Below are 16,747 nucleotides of genomic sequence, written 5' to 3'. Positions count from 1 at the left end.
TTATGCTAATTCGAGCGATAAATACAAATGACTATCAGAGAATCAATGATTTGATTTTTGATGCATTTTCGAACACACAACATGGTTATAATGATGAGAATGAGCTTGTTGAGCGTTTGCGATTAGAAGACAATTATAACCGACAGTTAGAGTTGGTTGTTACTGAGAATGAACGATTACTTGGTCATGGATTGCTAAGCCCAATCCAAGTCGCTGATAATCAGGATGGTTTGGTGATGGCACCGTTAGAAGTGGCAACAGATGCTCAAAGACAGGGAATTGGTGCTCGCTTAATTAAAGCACTTGAATTGAGAGCATGTGCTGCTGGGTATACGTATATTAGCGTGCTGGGGCATGCCGAATACTATCCCAAGTTTGGCTATCTGCCAGCAAGGGAATATGGCATCACAGCGCCGTTTGCAGTTAAAGATGAACTGTTTATGATTAAAGAATTGGTCACAGGTGTCCTAAGTAACGTGCGAGGAACTCTACAATACAGTGATGCGTTTAATCTTTAGATAACGGATTCGAGAAAGTGAGGAAAACAATGGCGAAAGTTAATCAGAGAGAAATATTTTTGGCAGCCCGACGTGCGTTAGCCGAAAAGGGTGCTGATAAAGTACGCTTAGCCGATGTTGCCCGTGAACTTTCGATTACATCAGCCGCTTTATATAAGCATTTTTCAAATAAAGACGATTTGTTTATTTCGATGAATCAGGCATGGTTGGACTCAGTTGATCGTCCAATTCTAAAAGCGGCCACGCGATATGTGCCGAGTGAACGTGTACAAGCCTTGCATGATTGGTTATGGGATTTAGTGATCCAGCGGCGTGAAGCATATAAAAGAGAACATGAGTTGATGACATATTATGAGCAAAGGCTAAGAAATGAAGAACAGCTGATTCCTGCAAGGTTGATGGACTTTGCAAAGGGAGTTGAGACAATTATGGCCTGGAATACTTTTAGAATGCATCGAGGCTTGACGATTATGCAGGCGTTGACGTATTTTTATCATCCTTTTTTTGCTGATAAGTGGGACGATAGTTTGTTCCAAACGTTGTTTGAATCAACTTGGTTAGAGTTACTGCCAATTGTGGAACAGGATATCAAAATCGAGGGAGAAGGTTAATGACGAACCTAAGTGTTAGTCAATTAGGGATGAAGTTTGATGATTGGATATTTCAAGGAATATCCTTTGATCTAGAAGCAGGCGCTTGGTTAACAGTGGTCGGTAAATCTGGTAATGGTAAGAGTTTGATGTTGAAAGTGATTGCCGGTTTGATTGATGCCAGTAAAGGAGCAGTCTATTTAGATGGGAAGTTGCAATCGGAATATGAGATTAGCACTTACCGCCAAGCGGTTTCCTATGTCACTCAGTCGGCGCATTTATTTGGGCAGACCGTCCGAGATAATTTGGACTTACCGTTTATCATCCGTAATCTGACTCCAGATGAATCAACTCAATTAACTGGGCTAGCTCAAATGGATTTACCAGCGGAAATTTTGGACCGCGAGATTAATGAGCTTTCAGGTGGTCAGCGTCAACGGGTAGGATTGTTACGAAACTTACTTTTTCCACCTAAGGTGTTGCTTTTGGATGAGATATCTACAGGTCTCGATGAGGCAACTAAGCGGATTATCTGGCAGGTACTAGCTGAACTTCATGCAAAGACAAACAATATTATGATTTCGGTTACTCATGATAGTGATGAGATTGCCAATGCAAAAATGCTTTTAACAATTGAGAATGGTCGCGGGGTGCTTAGTGATGAAAGTTGATGTTAGTAATTGGTCACTTGCCCTGGCGTTCGTCTTAGTTTTGATTTCTTTGGCAATTAGCTATAAACAAAAGCTTAAATTAGAAAAAGACACAATTATTTCAGTTGTGCGGGCGATTTTACAATTGATTGCCGTTGGTTACCTGTTAACGGCGATCTTTAAAGTTGATAATCTGATCGTGACGTTGATAATGCAATTATTTATTGTGTTTAATGCTGCTTATAATGGTAAGAAGCGTGGTCGTGGGATTCCAGGTGCTTTTGGGATTGCATTGGGAGGATTGTTATTATCAACAACGCTTACCATGGGTATTCTAGTGCTGACGGGCGTGCTGAAAATGGTGCCATATCAAATGATTCCGGTAACCGGAATGGTTGCTGGTAATTCAATGACCGCAGTAGGTTTGGTTTTTCGTAGCCTCAAGCAACAATTCCATGATCAGCAGGATCAGGTCTTTGAACGACTTGCCCTGGGTGCACCACCTAAAACAGCTTCAGGAGAAATCTTCCGTGAGGCAATTAGGATTGGAATGCAACCAACGATTGATTCTGTCAGGACGTATGGCTTAGTTTCCTTGCCAGGAATGATGTCAGGGTTGATTATGGCGGGAGTAGATCCAATCAAGGCAATTAAATATCAGATTATGGTAGTCTTTATGCTATTGGCAGCAACGGGAATTGCCTCAGTCTGGGCATCCTATCAGGCCTATCGTAAATTTTTCAATCAACGTTGGCAGTTGGTTTTGCCAGATGAAGATAAATAAAAAGAACGCCGATTTCTCGGCGTTCTTTTTACTCTGTAAACTTGTAAGCATTTAAGAAATGTTCGATTCGTTCCGTTGGATGATCGAAGAAATCTTCCGGCGAGCCATCGAATTGAATTGACCCATCTTCTAAGAAAATCATGCGATCCGCGGCGGCGCGGGCAAAATCCATATTGTGGGTAACGATAATCATTGTTTGACCGGCTTTGGCAAAGTTATTTAAAATATGCAACACCTGGGCTTCAAGCTCTGGGTCTAGCGCACTGGTTGGCTCATCGAGTAAGAGATACTCAGGATCCATGGCAAGTGCGCGGGCAATTGCAACGCGCTGAGTTTGACCACCAGAAAGCTGGTAGGGATAGCGATTCGCGGTGTCATTCAAGCCGACTTCGTCCAAAAGAACTAGGGCGTGTTTAATCGCGTCCGACTTCTTTTGTTTACGAACCTGAATAGGAGCTTCGATAATGTTCTTCAGGACAGTTAAATGATCAAACATACGTGGTTGTTGGAAAACCATCCCTGTTTTGCGTCGAGTCCAAAGGAGCGTCTCTGTTGTGATGGGCTGACTGAAGTCAATCGTCCGCTCGTCAATTGTATATAGGCCACTATCTGCCTGTTCCAACAGGTTCAAGGAACGGAGTAGAGTTGATTTTCCAGATCCAGAGGGTCCGACAATCACTGTTGTCTCATTTGGCTTGAACGTAACATTGATATCTTTTAGTGCGTGATGATCAGCGTAACGCTTATCAATTTTTTCTAATTTAAGCATTAGTATCACCCTTGAACCTTTATAAAACGGTCCGCCCAGCGTTGGATATAGCGCTGAGGGATTGATAGAATTGTGACAAAAATTGCGTATAATGCGCCAACTAAGGTATACATTTGCAATGTGTTATAACTAACGGCGGCTAGTTGCTGTGAAAGGTAGAACATCTCAACCAAAGTTACGACGGAGGCCAGTGATGTGTCCTTAACTAATGAAATAAAGGAATTAGCAAGTGTTGGAATCGAAACACGAGTCGCCTGTGGCAAGATGATACGGACGAAGATTTGAAGATCGGTCATACCCAAAGCGGCCGCCGCCTCACGTTGTGTGTCCGGGATAGATGATATCGCCGCGCGAATTGCTTCAGAGGCATATGCCCCAGTGTTAAGGGACAGAACCCAGATCGCTGAAGACCATGCAGATGGTGATAACCAACTAATACCAAGCTTAGGTAATCCGTAGAACACGATGAATAGTTGTACCAGCATTGGCGTTGAACGGAAGAGCCAGACGTAAAACCAAGCAATAAATTTGATGATTTGCCAGAAAAGGCGCTTGATCCCGCTAGTATGTGGTTGATATGAACGAATTACAGCAACGATCACAGCGATGATCACCGCTAGAACGAATGAGATCAATGCGAGCGGGATAGTATACTTAATCCCCGCTACAATCAGTTGCGGGGCATAAGTGGCGATGAATGAGAACATAATCAGGACTCCTTTTTGCAAAAAGTGCATAAAAAACCGCGCTAGAGTTATGAGAATAGCCTAACGCGGGATGCTTTTAGTATCGATTTGAAGACCACCAAAACGACCTAACGTGACAAACGCGTTAGGCGTACACAGTATCCAGAATTAAATGGGTTGTGTAGCATGATGGACCTCCTTGTTTAACTAACAATTATTTATAAGTAAGTGTATTGTTTTTAAGACAAACTTGCAAGCTAATTCCAGAAACTTCTAAAAAATTAGTATCTTTGACAAGTGGAATGTTTTCGTGTATTCTGACGACAGAATAATACGGAGGACCGACAAATGCGTAAGGTGTGTAATTGCTAATTTAAAGGGCTTTATTCGATGTTAATCTTGCTAATTTTGGAAGGTTGCTATCGAATAAATTAAAATGGAGAAATACTAATGAGCATGTTCAAAAAAATAGCAGTTGCCACAATGGCGTTTGGGTTAATGGGTTCGAGCTTGCTATCTGTTACAAGCGTATCGGCGGCAAGTTACCAAAGCGAGTTGAAAACCAAGGGGACATTAACAGTTGGGCTGGAAGGTACCTATAGTCCATTCTCTTACGTGGGTAAGGATGGCAAACTGACTGGTTACGATGTTGAAGTGGCGACGAATGTTGCTAAAAAGATGGGTTTGAAGGTCAAATTCGTTGAAACAAAGTTTGATTCATTGCCAGCTGGTTTGGATGCAAATAAATTTGACGTAATTTACAATGATATGGGTGTGAATGCTGAACGTCAAAAGAGCTATACTTTTGCTAGTCAATACCTTTACACCAAAGGGGTGATGATTGTTAAAAAGAACGCGAGTCTGAAGGATCCGAAGAAGGTTAAGGGTCAGAAGATGGCGCAATCAACATCATCGGATTATGGTGAAGTTGCTAAGCAACTAGGTGCTGATATTATTGCATCGCCTGGGTTCACTGAATCACTTGATCTAGTTGAGTCAGGGAAGGCAGTGGCAACGTTTAACTCGGCTGATTCATGGGGTGTCTATAAGAAGGCGAACCCTAAAACTGATTTGAAGGCGATTGATGCATCATCAGTTTTGCCAAAATCTGGTGCGGCACCAATGTTAAGCAAGAAGGATCAAAAACTTGCCAAGGCAATTACAAAGGCTCAAGCAAGTTTGAAAAAAGATGGCACTTTGAAGAAGCTGTCAGTTAAGTATTTTGGCAGTGATCTATCAGTAGATAAGTAATTTTGATGAAAAGTCGACGTAAAACTACGTCGGCTTTTTTTCTTTGCTATAATATGAGTGAAAATATCGAATAATGTGGAGGTGTAGAGATGCGAGCTGTTAAAGTACTTGTGACAGGACGTGTACAGGGTGTCGGATTTCGTTATTTCACACAACTTGAAGCAAAGAAACGTGGGATTACCGGAAGGGCTAGTAATCTACGAAATGGTCAGGTCGAAGTGATCGCACAGGGTGGGGCTGATGCCTTGGCTGAATTCTTGAAAATTTTACGGCAATCACCGTCACCCTATGGGAAGGTAACTGACGTTTCAGTGCTTGAACTAGCGGTTGACCCTGATTTAACAAGCTTTGATACACATTGATTAGTGAATTTCACAAACTTTTTCAACTTATCCACAACCCTGTGGATAAGTTGAAAACAAAACCGCTTTAGCTTTGTCTGAGGCGGTTTTTATTAGCTTTATTTGTTCGTGTTACATTCGTTACCGGTAAAGTTAAACCTAATTCAATAGTGAAATAAATCACTTGGCTTTCTATCAAGGAATGCGCGACTTCTGCTATAATAGAAATTAGTTTATAAGTTTGAAGTGGAGTGAAACTATGTTAAAGAGATTGCAGGACTCAAAGATCCTGTTTTGGACGCTGGAATTACTGGCGTTAGCCATTTTGATTGTAGTAGTCAGTCAAATGACGTTTATCTTAGAGCCAATTGGAAAGTTTATTTCCTCGATTTTCGTGCCAATTATCATTTCGGGTTTTTTGACCTACTTGTTGTTGCCATTTATTCGTTTGCTTAAGAAGATCAAGTTTGGCAACGGTCGACGCATGCCGCATTTGTTGGCAGTTTTTATCGTTCTGATCGTATTCTTAGTAATCGTAATTGCATCATTCATAGTGTTGATTCCTAGTTTGGTTACTCAAATTGCTAAGCTAGTTGAAAATATTCCTGGTTTGGTACAAAGCAGTCAGCATATGATTCTAGAGGCAAGTCATTGGCAATGGGTCCAAGAGATGGGAATTAAGGACCACATGGGGGAGTTACAGAGCCAGTTAGCCAAGTTTATGGGAAGTTTTGTACAGGGAACAGCTAACTCGTTATCAACTTTGATTGGAACTATGACAAGCATTACGATCACTGCAATTACTGTTCCAGTGATGACCTTTTACATGTTAAATGACGGCGATCGTTTGGTTCCTGCCATTCAGCGTTTCTTTCCAGCAAGCCGTCGGGACAATGTTGCAGATGTTTTTAGTCGACTTAATAAAACAATTTCGCAATATATCAGTGGTCAGGCAATTGAAATGCTTTTCGTAGGTGTCTTTACAACAGTTGGGTATTTCACAATTGGTCAAAAATATGCGTTGCTACTAGGTGTGATTGCCGGGATTACCAACCTGATTCCATACGTTGGTCCATATATTGGAATCGTGCCGGCATTGTTTGTGGCGATCTTCCAGGGCCCTTGGCAGGTTGTTTGGACAATCGTAGTGGTCATAATCGTGCAGCAGATTGACGGAAACTTGATCTATCCTAAGATCATTGGAAACTCGTTGAATATCCATCCGTTGACAATCATTATTTTGTTGCTAGCCGCAGGGAATATTGCTGGAATTGGTGGGATGATTCTGGCAATTCCAGCCTATGCAATTGTACGAACATTGACGATTTATGCTTGGGAGTTATGGCATTTTGATGACTCAGAAGTATTAGAATAGGCTGATAATTTAGCTTCAATCTTTATTGGTTGGAGCTTTTTTTGCGCAAAAAAACTGAGACCTTTTACAAGATCTCAGTTAATTATGGCGTACTCACTCGCCGGTATTGTCAATTCGTAGCAGTGCGATCATAACAAAGATGATATTTGAACGATTTGAATAAGCGATATAGTAGGGATGCCAATCTGAGGCGAATTTACTCTTATAGCGTCGAAGGCCATCGAAAGAGTAGATGCTTGAACCGTATTGATAAACCATATTGGCAATTCGCTCACGAATGAAACTTTGGTCGTAGACCCCAACATTGGTCAAGGGCGCCATTCCCAGATTGAAAGTTCGATAACCTTGTGACTTAGCATATTCGAAGGTCTTAACGAACAGCACATCCATTGTTCCGTTAGGCGCTTCCTTGGTAAAGCGCATTAGATCAACCGCCATCTGATTTTCGCTCTCAGAGCGGATCAAAGTGGCGAAGGCTTCAATTGTGCCGGTGGGGCTCTTCAATAGAGCGACTGCATCACGTTGGATATATGATTCTTTGAAATAACCTAGTGAGAAGCCCTTTTCTTCGCGGCCATTTAGCCATTCATCAGAAACTGCCCGTAATTCTGCCATTTGCTCTGCTGAGAAAGGTGGTTGAATGACTTCGTAACGATAACCGGCCTTATCGACTTGGTTGTTGACACTGCGAATATTTGCAAATTTCTTACCAGCTGTTTTGAAGTTTTCTGTATCAACCCAGGCCTCTTCGCCGAGCTTGAAGAAATTGTAACCAAATTCGTGGACGAACATCGCAATGTCTTGTGAGACTTCGTAAAAGACTGGTCGGTAATTAAGACGATCAGCTTCCTCGATAAAGGCGTTTAGAGCGGCATGGAAGTCGCTTGCCAAGCCAAATGGATTACTCATGACGATGGCTTTATCGTTAACCAGGCGGAACTGGATGGCAACAGTATTTGTGCTACCTTCATCAGGTCGGTAATAATAAAAGCGCTTGTCGCCAAGATAGGCTAGGCTACTGTAGTGATTATCGCCGAGTGCAAGAACAGCGGCTAGTTGATATTCATCTAAGGGCTCGCCCAGTGGAATGATCGCTCCCTTTAAGATCCGAAGCATAACTACTAGCACAACACCTAAAAGCATAATTGTAATGAAGCCGGTCAGCCACCAATGAAAGGAGGGAACCAAGAAAATATGATTTTTAGGTAGATGAAGTCGCGCGGAGATTTGAGGTTGTTGTACAACCCCAGTAATAATGTAAGCAACAACTGTTGCTCCAATAACGAGACTATCTAGGGTTAGAGCCTCCCAACCATAGATGAATTGAGCACGGTAGTTGGCCTTATAGGTGACGATTAAGAGTATTAAAAGAATGTAGAAAATCAATAGGATCCGCCAAGAAAAATGATCTAGGCTTACATAGATAATTGTCAAAAGGATTACAGCAATGGCTGGAATCACGGCGCGGCGAACCTTACTTGCAATTCCGCGACCTGAGAATAAGAGTAAAAATCCCAAAACGATAGCTGGGAAATGATTAATTAGATTTTGTGACCAGGGCAATAAATCAGTTGCAAAATCAAATTGATGAACGAAGCCTGGCAGAGTACTAGCTAAAATCAACGCTAAACCGGTCATGTAGAGTAAAAATGATGTAATACTGTGGCCAAGCGATGTTAGAAAGGTCTCAGGCAGACTACTAGGCTTGGCGTTTAGATTAAACAAACTGATTGCCAGGGCGAAAAACAATGGAATGATGTAGACGGCGAGACGATAGATTAGCACCCAAACAAAGGCGCTAGAGCTAGTTAGTCCGAGAATTTGTAGGCCAAAAACGGTCATGACATCGAAGACACCCCAAGCACCAGGAACCATCGTAACTGTGCCATAGGCTTGTGCAATGATAAAGAGGATGGCAATTGGAATTAAGAAGTTATTTGTAATGCCACCAAACCATCCAATCGCCGTGAAAATAAAGGCGTTTAACAACCATTCAAGACTGGAAATACCGGTAATTTTCAATCGTTCTGATAATGAGAAGCCTTCTTTAATTTTTAGTCCACCAAAGAATGGTGCGATGAACCATCCAATGAATGGTAGTAGAATACCGGTAATTAACCAATGTGAATAAGGAAAGTCGGGAAAGCTATTGTAACCAATCCATAAGATCAACAAACTGATTAGACTGAAAATGCTCAAGCCAGTTAGACGCCACCAATACATGTGCCGACTAAGCTGATGTAATTCACTTTTTTCATTGCTAGCATATAAGTTATTTCGCAAAATGGCACTTAAGTACCCAGCAATTCCAATGTTTCGATTGATATTAGATGCGCTCCAAGTTGCAGTCCAAAAGGCCGATTCTGACAGGTTACTGTTCCGGTGGAATCTACGACGTAACAGACCATCATAACCAAGGGGCAATGTTGCTAGAACAAGTCCTAGGAAAAAGATGATGATTAAACTATAGGTCGGAATTGTATTGAAAGTATCGACAAAGGCATTGTTTGGTAGGCGGGTAAACAATAAGCCTAACTCATAGAGTCCAATGAAGGCCATTGCAATAATGAAAAAGCGCCGGAAATAAATTGATTTCTGTTTAATGAAATTAATCATGAATATGGTTCTCCTTATTCAGAAATTGTTTGGTCAATTTTGTGAAATAGTGAGGGGCTGTGAAAATAACCAGATGGCTCCGATGAGGTAGCGTTATTAGTTGGCTGTTTGGTAAATGGTTGGCAATGGTTGCGGTATGACTAGAACTGATAAAGTCATATTGACCAACGATGATTAAAGCCGGTTGTTGAATTGTTTCGAGATCTTGCCAACTTAACATGGGTGTCTCAAACATGATCTTCAAGCGACGCAATTGTCGTCTAACTGGCGGAAGCCAACGAAAGATGGTTAACAACCAAACGGCAAACAAAGCCAAAATTCTGATTGGTAGAATGATGCCGAGAAAGTTCAGATTTGGGGCAGACAGAACTAGCGTACGTGTACGCATTGGATATTGGTAGGTGAAACGCAATGCAACATTTGCGCCATCGCTGTAACCGAGAATGTTCCATATGGGGATTGCTAAATGTTGTCGTAATTCTTCAAGATCGGCGGTTAATTCTACATATGTGATCTTAGTTTGTGTATTCGTGGACGCACCATGACCACGATCATCATAGGTTATTACCCAGTAACGGTCTTGATAATCGGCAACATGTTTTTTGAAATTCTTTTGGGAACCACTATTGCCATGAATGATTACCAAAGGTGGGTTAGTTGGATTGCCATAGGTATTGTAAGCAATTCGGCTATTATCTGCTGTTGTAAACTCCATAAGCCAGCCTCGTAGAAAAATATAAAATCTATTCTTAGTATATCATGCTGTTGTATGTGCGGAAGATGTCAGCAAGTTTGTTGAGTGTACCTGACTAAAAGTAAGTGATGTGTTAAAATGATTTAATAAATTAGGTGAAACGAACGGGAGGAAATGAACATGCGCAAAGAACATCCATTTGATTTTGCTAAGTGGGACGATTTTTTGACCAAAATTGAAGGGCAAACAGTTCGCTGGGAAGTGGGCGTTGGGACGCAAGGGCATCCACAATATGATCCGCAAATGTTTGACCTAGCAAGAGAATTTGAATGGTCTGATTATTATGACCAGAATTATGATCGCACTCTTAAGCAGTATGATCATAGTGAGTTAGCAGAAGAGCAAATTAGTGAACTGGCGCGGACAAGCGATAATTTCCGTGATTTGCGGGCAATTACTTCGGTAGTGATTCACGGTGAACGGCGCCTTGAGGGGATGTGGGCGGCCATGACCGAAAAAGGGATTCTGCGACAGTTGTTACGTCGTTTGCAGGCTTTGACACCTGATGACTTTCCAGAACAGTATTAAATAACCATGAACGAGTTGTTACGTTGCAACTCGTTTTTTTGTTGAGTAATTATTCGTATTAATTAAATTTAGCTCATAAATATCTCATTATATCTTGAAAATCTGCAAAAAAAGCCGTAAGCTAATTGTTACCGAAAGTTTAATGTACTTATTTGAGTATTGAAGGGAGCACGGAGTATGGCTGAAGGCAAGAAGCCAACCCTTGAGCGGGGGCTGTCACCACGACATGTGGAAATGATTGCCCTTGGGGGGACAATTGGGACAGGGCTATTTTTAGGGGCAGGAAGTTCAATTAGTATTGCAGGACCCTCGATCCTGATTGTTTATATGGTTACTGGGTTATTCATGTTTTGGATGATGCGCGCATTGGGTGAGTTGTTGCTAACTGATACGAGCCAGACTACATTTATTGCCTTTATTGAGAAGTATTTGGGTAAGCGAACTGGTTTTGTAATTGGTTGGACTTATTGGATTGGCTGGATCACAATTGCGATGGCGGAGCTAACAGCCGCCGGCCTTTATATGAAATTCTGGTTTCCGTCGGTTCCTGTATGGGTGTGGGAATTGATATTCTTGGCCGTTTTATATGGAGTCAACGTGATTGCAGTTGGTTTGTTTGGAGAAATGGAATTTTGGTTTGCGATGATTAAAATCATTGCAATTATTGCCATGATAATAACTGGAATTATTATGCTACTGGGACATGTTAAGACCAGTGCAGGAGTTACTCAGGTATCAAATTTATGGAATCATGGCTTTGTGGCATTTCATGGACATAAGCTCTTAGCAGCTTTTCAGATGGTATTTTTTGCCTTTTTGGGAATTGAGTTTGTGGGGATGACTGCCGCCGAGGCTAAGAACCCATTGAAGACGATTCCAAAATCAATTAACAATATTATCTATCGAATTTTGATTTTTTATATTGGAGCGCTAATTGCAATTATGTCAATTCAGCCTTGGACTAATTACAGTGCTAATGAGTCACCATTTGTCCAGGTCTTTGCTGGGATTGGGATTACGGCTGCTGCTGGCTTAATTAACTTCGTTGTGTTGACTGCGGCCGCTTCGTCATTAAATTCATCGCTGTTTGCAACCGGTCGGATGCTGTTCGCACTTTCTGGTGCAAAGGGGTATTTCGGAAAGTTGAACCGAAGGAACGTACCGATGAATGCGATTAATATGTCGGTGGTCTTGATTGCCTTGGCGGTTTTGGTGAATTACTTATTCCCAACCAATGCTTTCGAGCTAATTACTTCAGTAGCTTCAGCAGCCTTCATTATTATTTACGGGACGTTGATGTTGGCGCATGTTAAGTATCGGAAATCGACCGACTTTTCTACTGGAGAACAACTATTTAAAATGCCTGGGGCGCCGTTCACAGACTATTTGACAATCCTTTTCCTTGGTGGGATCTTCTTGATCTTGCTTTCAAGGCAGGAGACGCAGATGACCACAATTTTGGCGATTGTTTGGTTTATTGGTATGACGACGATCAGTTTTCGGGTTAAGAAGCTAGCCTAAATAGTGTAAAATATAGGGGTGGAATCAGTTTGATTTCGCCCCTATATTTTTTGGAGGTAGGCCGGATGGAACATTTTATTGACCGACAGGTTGCGTATATCCCAGCTCAGACAGCTGGGGTATTGCATCAATGGCATAATTTAGCCTATATGGACTTGGATCAGCAATATCCAGAGCGCCATCAACTGGACATTTACCTACCAAATGACGGGGCGGGACCTTTTCCGGTGGTTGTTGATGTTTTTGGTGGAGGATTGTACTTCGGTGCGAAAAGCTCCCATAAGTTAGAACCGGCATTGAAATTGCTACAGCAAGGATACGCAGTGATTAGCTTAAACTATTCATTGATTTGGCAGGCTGACTTTCCACAACAAATTTGGGAAATTAAGGCGGCTATTCGTTGGCTTAGAGCGCACGCCGCTGAATATCAATTAGATTCGAAGCGCTTCGCTTTGATGGGTGAGTCATCGGGAGCGCATCTAGCACTATTGGCGGCGACAACTGCTAATACTACCGATTTTGACAAGCGTGTATTTGGTAGTGATGAAACTGAGTCGGAAGCTGTGAATGCGATAATTGCGATGTATGGTCCTTACGAATTTAATCAGTTCCAGGATCAATTTGCAGCGAGTGGTGTTACGCCGAAATATCAAGAAACGGGGCAAGGGATTTCCTTTGAGGGGCAACTCTTTGGTGGAAACGCGCCTAAGGAGCGCCTCGATCTTGTGCGACGCTACAATCCGGTTAATTATTTTAGTGAAAAAACTCCACCAATTTTGGCCTTTGTCGGAACAAAGGATCCAGTAGTACCTTATCAGCAAACAATTAATATGATTACGGCTGCCAAGGCGGTTCTTGGCGAGGAGCGAGCAGATTTAGTAGTTGTTCCGGGTGGCGTACACGGACCGGCTGACTACATGACATTGGAAAATACGATGATTAAAACGAGCTTTTTAGAAGCATGGGTGTAAGCGAGGTGAGGAATGTCGATATTTAAATATTCTTTTTTTAGAGCAAAACCGAGACTGTTGTTTATTCAAATGCTCATCGATTGGATGTGGTGGTTTGTTTTTCAACCGCAAGAACAATGGACGATAATTGTCTTTATTGCCTTTTTACCAGGAATTGATTTGGTTTCTGCAATTGGGTCATTTTGGAACTATCTAAAAGATCATCAGCTTCAGACAAAGTAGTGTTTCACGTGAAACAAAAACGTATCAATGAAAAATGAGGTGGCCCTTAAAAGTTGATTTAACTTTGTGGGTTCACCTCATTTTTCATTGATATTTTTTAATTTAGATTGTTGTATTACTTGCGCTTTGTGTGGCTTTAGCGGCCCATTGACGATCAAACTCATCCAAGACTTCGCGAACCTCTGCAGTGGTTTTAGTCTCCATTAATGCCAAACGTAGGTCTGAAGCATAAGAAAAGTTACGCACATAAATCTTGAAGAAACGCTTTAGTTTTTGGAAGTGCATGGGTCCAAATTCAGCAGTGAACTGATCATATAAATCAAGTTGCAAGCGCAACAGTGCCAATGTTTCGTCAAGTGAATGATCAGTAGTTGTAACCTCGAAAGCAAAGGGGTTCTCGAAGATTCCACGACCAATCATAATACCATCGATACCAGGATGTTGGCGGGCAAGCTCAAGACCGGCTTGACGATCTTTGATATCGCCGTTGAATTGGATTAAGGTATTTGGGGCGATTTCATCACGCATTTTAAGGATTTCATCGATGAACTCATAATGAGGTTCAACCTTCGACATTTCCTTACGTGTTCGTAAATGAACGGTTAAGACTTGAACGTCCTGTTCCAAAAGGAAAGGCAGCCAAGTTCGGAAAGTCTCGAGATCGTTAAAACCAAGACGAGTCTTAACAGAAACTGGTAGTCCAGCTTTTTTGGCACCTGTGATAACCTCTTTAGCTGAATCAAAATGTCGAATTAAATCAGATCCGCCACCGTTCTTGATAACCGTGCTATCTGGGCAGCCCATGTTGATATCAATAGCCTCAAAACCGCGATCGCGGAGTTCAAGAGCGGAACTTTCAAAATCAATTTCGCGATTGCCCCATAGTTGGACAATGGGCTTTTTTTCGTCTGCCACATAGGCTAGACGCCCTTGAACGGTGAATTTTGCCTTCGGATGCGAAATACTACGCGCATTTGTAAACTCAGTATAGTAGGCATCTGGACCGGCAGCCTTCTCAACCACACGCCGAAAGACAGTATCGGTTACAGCCTCCATCGGTGCAAGAGTGAAGAATGGGGTTTGATCTAATCCGGTTGCAGGGTTTGCTTGGGCATCATCGACAACTTTTTGCCAAAATGCAGACTTTGCTTGAATCATTTGATTTCCTCTCTTATCTTTAATACTTATTTTTAGGATGTTACGCACTTAAAAGTTCAGGTACTAATATAAGTCCATTTGAGGCTCAACGCAAGCTTTAGCGTACTGATCAGAAAAACCGTCCATGACATATCATCATGAACGGTTGAAAGATACTTATTTTTTGAAAATATTGTGAGCGATATCTTCAGCGTCCTGGAGATTTTTATCATGAACGCCAGGTCGTGAGGCAAAAGTAGTAAACCAAGACCAACCCTCTGTTGGCACTCCCCAGATATAGAGGCCGGGGATGATTTGATCATCGATATTGACCACTTGTTTCGTTTCACGATCCATCTGAGCACCTTTAACAATTAAGTCAGGGCCTTGTGGACTCGTAAAATGACCAGGTGCCAATATACCGCGTTCACGTAGCTTCATAATCAGTGGATTAGTACTGGTGTTTAGATCCGGTGTTGATAGACGTGCCTCAACAAGACTTTTAGCTGACCAAACACCATCACGATTATCATGAGCGGTGAATGTATCATCAGTAGCTGTGACCGCTAAGCCGGGGCCGGCGATCGTGAGTACCTTTGCTTTGATGAGGGCCCGCATTTGTTCAACACGTAATAATGGCGGACCAACAGATAGTAGTGAATTCCAAGGATTGAAAGTTGCTAAAAACTTTGCATATTCATCGCCTGATAAGTAGCCAGCAGTGATGTTGTAGCGAATAACGCCGCGGACATCCCGTAGGAGGTCAAAAGCGCCGGCATAAGGTGCCTCGATATTTCCTTTGTTAGCATCAGCAATATCCCAGGCTAGATAATCAAGCATGAAACGATCATAATTAACGTCCTTGGTCATTTTTGCAACAGGATTTAGAAGGCTATCCCAATCAATGATATATTGGTCCGCAAGACCAAATGCCTTTGCTGTTAGGTTCAAATCCTCACTATCACGAAGTGCATTCATAAAGTGATTCACATTAAAGGGCCAGGTTACGGCTAAATCGTTGATTGTATTCTGGTAGTGTTTATATTCTAGTTCTTTGCGCACTAATTCTAGAAAACTGTCGAAGGTGGCGTGACCATGATTGGCTTGAGCAGCTTTATCAAGATTTTCTTCTGTGAAAAAGACCGGCTGATAACTCTCAGCGTGCACCTTTTGATTAACGCCTCGAGCATGCATTGGTAATCCAGAACGTGATCCAGCAATCATATGTGGTTCTAGGCCGGATGGTTGATAAGACAGCTCGCCAACGGTATCACGGACGAAATGGCCACCACGACCGAGCGTAAGTTTGGCAATGTAATCAAAAAAGCTCAAACCAAGACCACGTAAGATAACGTCGTCTTTGGCTGGGATTTGTTCCAACTTGGCTTCATTTGGATGCGTAGGTGCCAAATAATTGAGTGAGCTATTAGCATGTGCTGCATCTGCAAAAGTCTGTTCTTCTAGATTGAGTGCATGATCAGTATTTCCTAAGGTTAAGATGACTTGATCGGCACGAACCTGCTCTTCATTGGCTAAACTAACAATGAAACCATCATCGGTACGTTCGACATCGGTTACGGCAAGGCGTTGGTAATCTATTTCTAAATTACTAGGTAGTGTTGCTGTGACCCTTTCGAAGTACCAATGTGCATAGACGCCAAAGAGTGCGCGTGATGAAAAGCGGTTTGGACTAATCTGAGTGAGTTCGTCAAGGAAGGTATCCGTGTTTTTAAGGTTTTGCGCAATGATATACTCACGGCCGTACTTGGTTGCCCATTCGTAAAAATTTGGTCCCTCAATGCTTTGAGCGGTTGAATGGTTAATTGAGGCGTCAGTGAAGAGAGTTAATTGTTGTGTGACAGTATTCATCAGGAAGGTTGGATCTTGATCCGGATTCCAGACTCTACCGCCAATTGGGAAGGGATCATACATTGTAACAGTAATTGATTGATCCACTTCATAAGCGTTTGAAATCAAACGTTCTAATAGTGACAGGTTACGAGGACCAGCACCCACTAAAACGATTTTCATAAT

17 protein-coding genes are annotated in these 16,747 nt (G+C 42.1%); 11 read left to right on the top strand and 6 right to left on the bottom strand.

What is annotated here, in order from left to right; genetic code table 11:
- The first annotated feature begins 2 nt into the window (after positions 1-2).
- Genes ESZ50_RS07235 through ESZ50_RS07220 form a run of 4 tightly spaced genes read left to right on the top strand, consistent with a single transcriptional unit; the run spans position 3 to position 2,542 of the window.
- Entirely contained in the window at positions 3-518 is a 516-nt protein-coding gene (locus ESZ50_RS07235; RefSeq protein ID WP_148622893.1) for a GNAT family N-acetyltransferase, read from the top strand.
- A 29-nt stretch (positions 519-547) separates the two neighbouring features.
- A complete protein-coding gene (locus tag ESZ50_RS07230; protein WP_148622892.1) occupies positions 548-1,129 on the top strand; it encodes a TetR/AcrR family transcriptional regulator in 582 nt (193 codons plus the stop codon).
- Positions 1,129-1,779 (top strand): ABC transporter ATP-binding protein, encoded by a 651-nt coding sequence (locus ESZ50_RS07225; protein ID WP_148622891.1) that lies wholly within the window; start codon positions 1,129-1,131, stop codon positions 1,777-1,779. Before ESZ50_RS07230 ends, ESZ50_RS07225 begins: the two co-directional genes overlap by 1 nt.
- Positions 1,769-2,542 carry an ABC transporter permease gene (locus ESZ50_RS07220; protein ID WP_148622890.1) on the top strand — a complete coding sequence of 258 codons (774 nt, stop codon included), beginning with the start codon at positions 1,769-1,771 and terminating at the stop codon, positions 2,540-2,542. The genes ESZ50_RS07225 and ESZ50_RS07220 overlap by 11 nt, the downstream gene beginning before the upstream one ends.
- A 28-nt stretch (positions 2,543-2,570) precedes the next feature.
- Here ESZ50_RS07220 and ESZ50_RS07215 read toward each other — a convergent pair whose 3' ends face one another.
- The gene (locus ESZ50_RS07215; RefSeq protein WP_148622889.1) at positions 2,571-3,311 is read right to left on the bottom strand and encodes an amino acid ABC transporter ATP-binding protein; all 741 of its coding nucleotides are present in this window, start codon (positions 3,309-3,311) and stop codon (positions 2,571-2,573) included.
- A gap of 5 nt (positions 3,312-3,316) precedes the next feature.
- Complete coding sequence (locus ESZ50_RS07210) at positions 3,317-4,018, bottom strand: amino acid ABC transporter permease (protein WP_148622888.1); 702 nt, start codon at positions 4,016-4,018, stop codon at positions 3,317-3,319.
- 429 nt (positions 4,019-4,447) lie between these two features.
- Between ESZ50_RS07210 and ESZ50_RS07205 the strand changes: the two genes are divergently transcribed.
- From ESZ50_RS07205 to ESZ50_RS07195, 3 genes are all read left to right on the top strand, one after another.
- A complete protein-coding gene (locus ESZ50_RS07205) occupies positions 4,448-5,248 on the top strand; it encodes a transporter substrate-binding domain-containing protein (protein WP_148622887.1) in 801 nt (266 codons plus the stop codon).
- 89 nt (positions 5,249-5,337) lie between these two features.
- Entirely contained in the window at positions 5,338-5,610 is a 273-nt protein-coding gene (locus ESZ50_RS07200) for an acylphosphatase (protein ID WP_148622886.1), read from the top strand.
- Positions 5,611-5,848: 238 nt separating this feature from the next.
- A complete protein-coding gene (locus ESZ50_RS07195; protein WP_148622885.1) occupies positions 5,849-6,964 on the top strand; it encodes an AI-2E family transporter in 1,116 nt (371 codons plus the stop codon).
- 93 nt (positions 6,965-7,057) lie between these two features.
- Here the strand turns inward: ESZ50_RS07195 and mprF are convergent, their stop codons facing one another.
- Both mprF and ESZ50_RS07185 read right to left on the bottom strand, forming a co-directional pair.
- Positions 7,058-9,580 carry a bifunctional lysylphosphatidylglycerol flippase/synthetase MprF gene (mprF, locus tag ESZ50_RS07190; RefSeq protein WP_148622884.1) on the bottom strand — a complete coding sequence of 841 codons (2,523 nt, stop codon included), beginning with the start codon at positions 9,578-9,580 and terminating at the stop codon, positions 7,058-7,060.
- A complete protein-coding gene (locus ESZ50_RS07185; protein ID WP_148622883.1) occupies positions 9,573-10,295 on the bottom strand; it encodes an alpha/beta fold hydrolase in 723 nt (240 codons plus the stop codon). The genes mprF and ESZ50_RS07185 overlap by 8 nt, the downstream gene beginning before the upstream one ends.
- A gap of 159 nt (positions 10,296-10,454) precedes the next feature.
- Between ESZ50_RS07185 and ESZ50_RS07180 the strand changes: the two genes are divergently transcribed.
- The 4 genes from ESZ50_RS07180 to ESZ50_RS07165 all read left to right on the top strand — a co-directional run bounded on the left by ESZ50_RS07180 (position 10,455) and on the right by ESZ50_RS07165 (position 13,576).
- Complete coding sequence (locus ESZ50_RS07180; protein ID WP_148622882.1) at positions 10,455-10,862, top strand: DUF6508 domain-containing protein; 408 nt, start codon at positions 10,455-10,457, stop codon at positions 10,860-10,862.
- 177 nt (positions 10,863-11,039) lie between these two features.
- The gene (locus tag ESZ50_RS07175) at positions 11,040-12,383 is read left to right on the top strand and encodes an amino acid permease (RefSeq protein WP_148622881.1); all 1,344 of its coding nucleotides are present in this window, start codon (positions 11,040-11,042) and stop codon (positions 12,381-12,383) included.
- Positions 12,384-12,448: 65 nt separating this feature from the next.
- A complete protein-coding gene (locus ESZ50_RS07170; protein WP_148622880.1) occupies positions 12,449-13,354 on the top strand; it encodes an alpha/beta hydrolase in 906 nt (301 codons plus the stop codon).
- Positions 13,355-13,366: 12 nt separating this feature from the next.
- Positions 13,367-13,576: a hypothetical protein gene (locus tag ESZ50_RS07165; RefSeq protein WP_148622879.1), complete on the top strand. Its 210-nt coding sequence runs from the start codon at positions 13,367-13,369 to the stop codon at positions 13,574-13,576.
- 102 nt (positions 13,577-13,678) lie between these two features.
- Here ESZ50_RS07165 and ESZ50_RS07160 read toward each other — a convergent pair whose 3' ends face one another.
- The gene (locus ESZ50_RS07160) at positions 13,679-14,734 is read right to left on the bottom strand and encodes a tRNA dihydrouridine synthase (protein WP_148622878.1); all 1,056 of its coding nucleotides are present in this window, start codon (positions 14,732-14,734) and stop codon (positions 13,679-13,681) included.
- 156 nt (positions 14,735-14,890) lie between these two features.
- Positions 14,891-16,744, bottom strand: a complete 1,854-nt coding sequence (locus tag ESZ50_RS07155; RefSeq protein WP_148622877.1) for an FAD/NAD(P)-binding protein — start codon at positions 16,742-16,744, stop codon at positions 14,891-14,893.
- Positions 16,745-16,747 lie beyond the last annotated feature (3 nt).

It is taken from the genome of Weissella muntiaci, assembly GCF_008107635.1.
Lineage (GTDB): Bacteria > Bacillota > Bacilli > Lactobacillales > Lactobacillaceae > Weissella > Weissella muntiaci.
The sequence above is the reverse complement of the archived record's forward strand: the minus strand, read 5'-3'. Positions and strand labels throughout refer to the sequence as shown.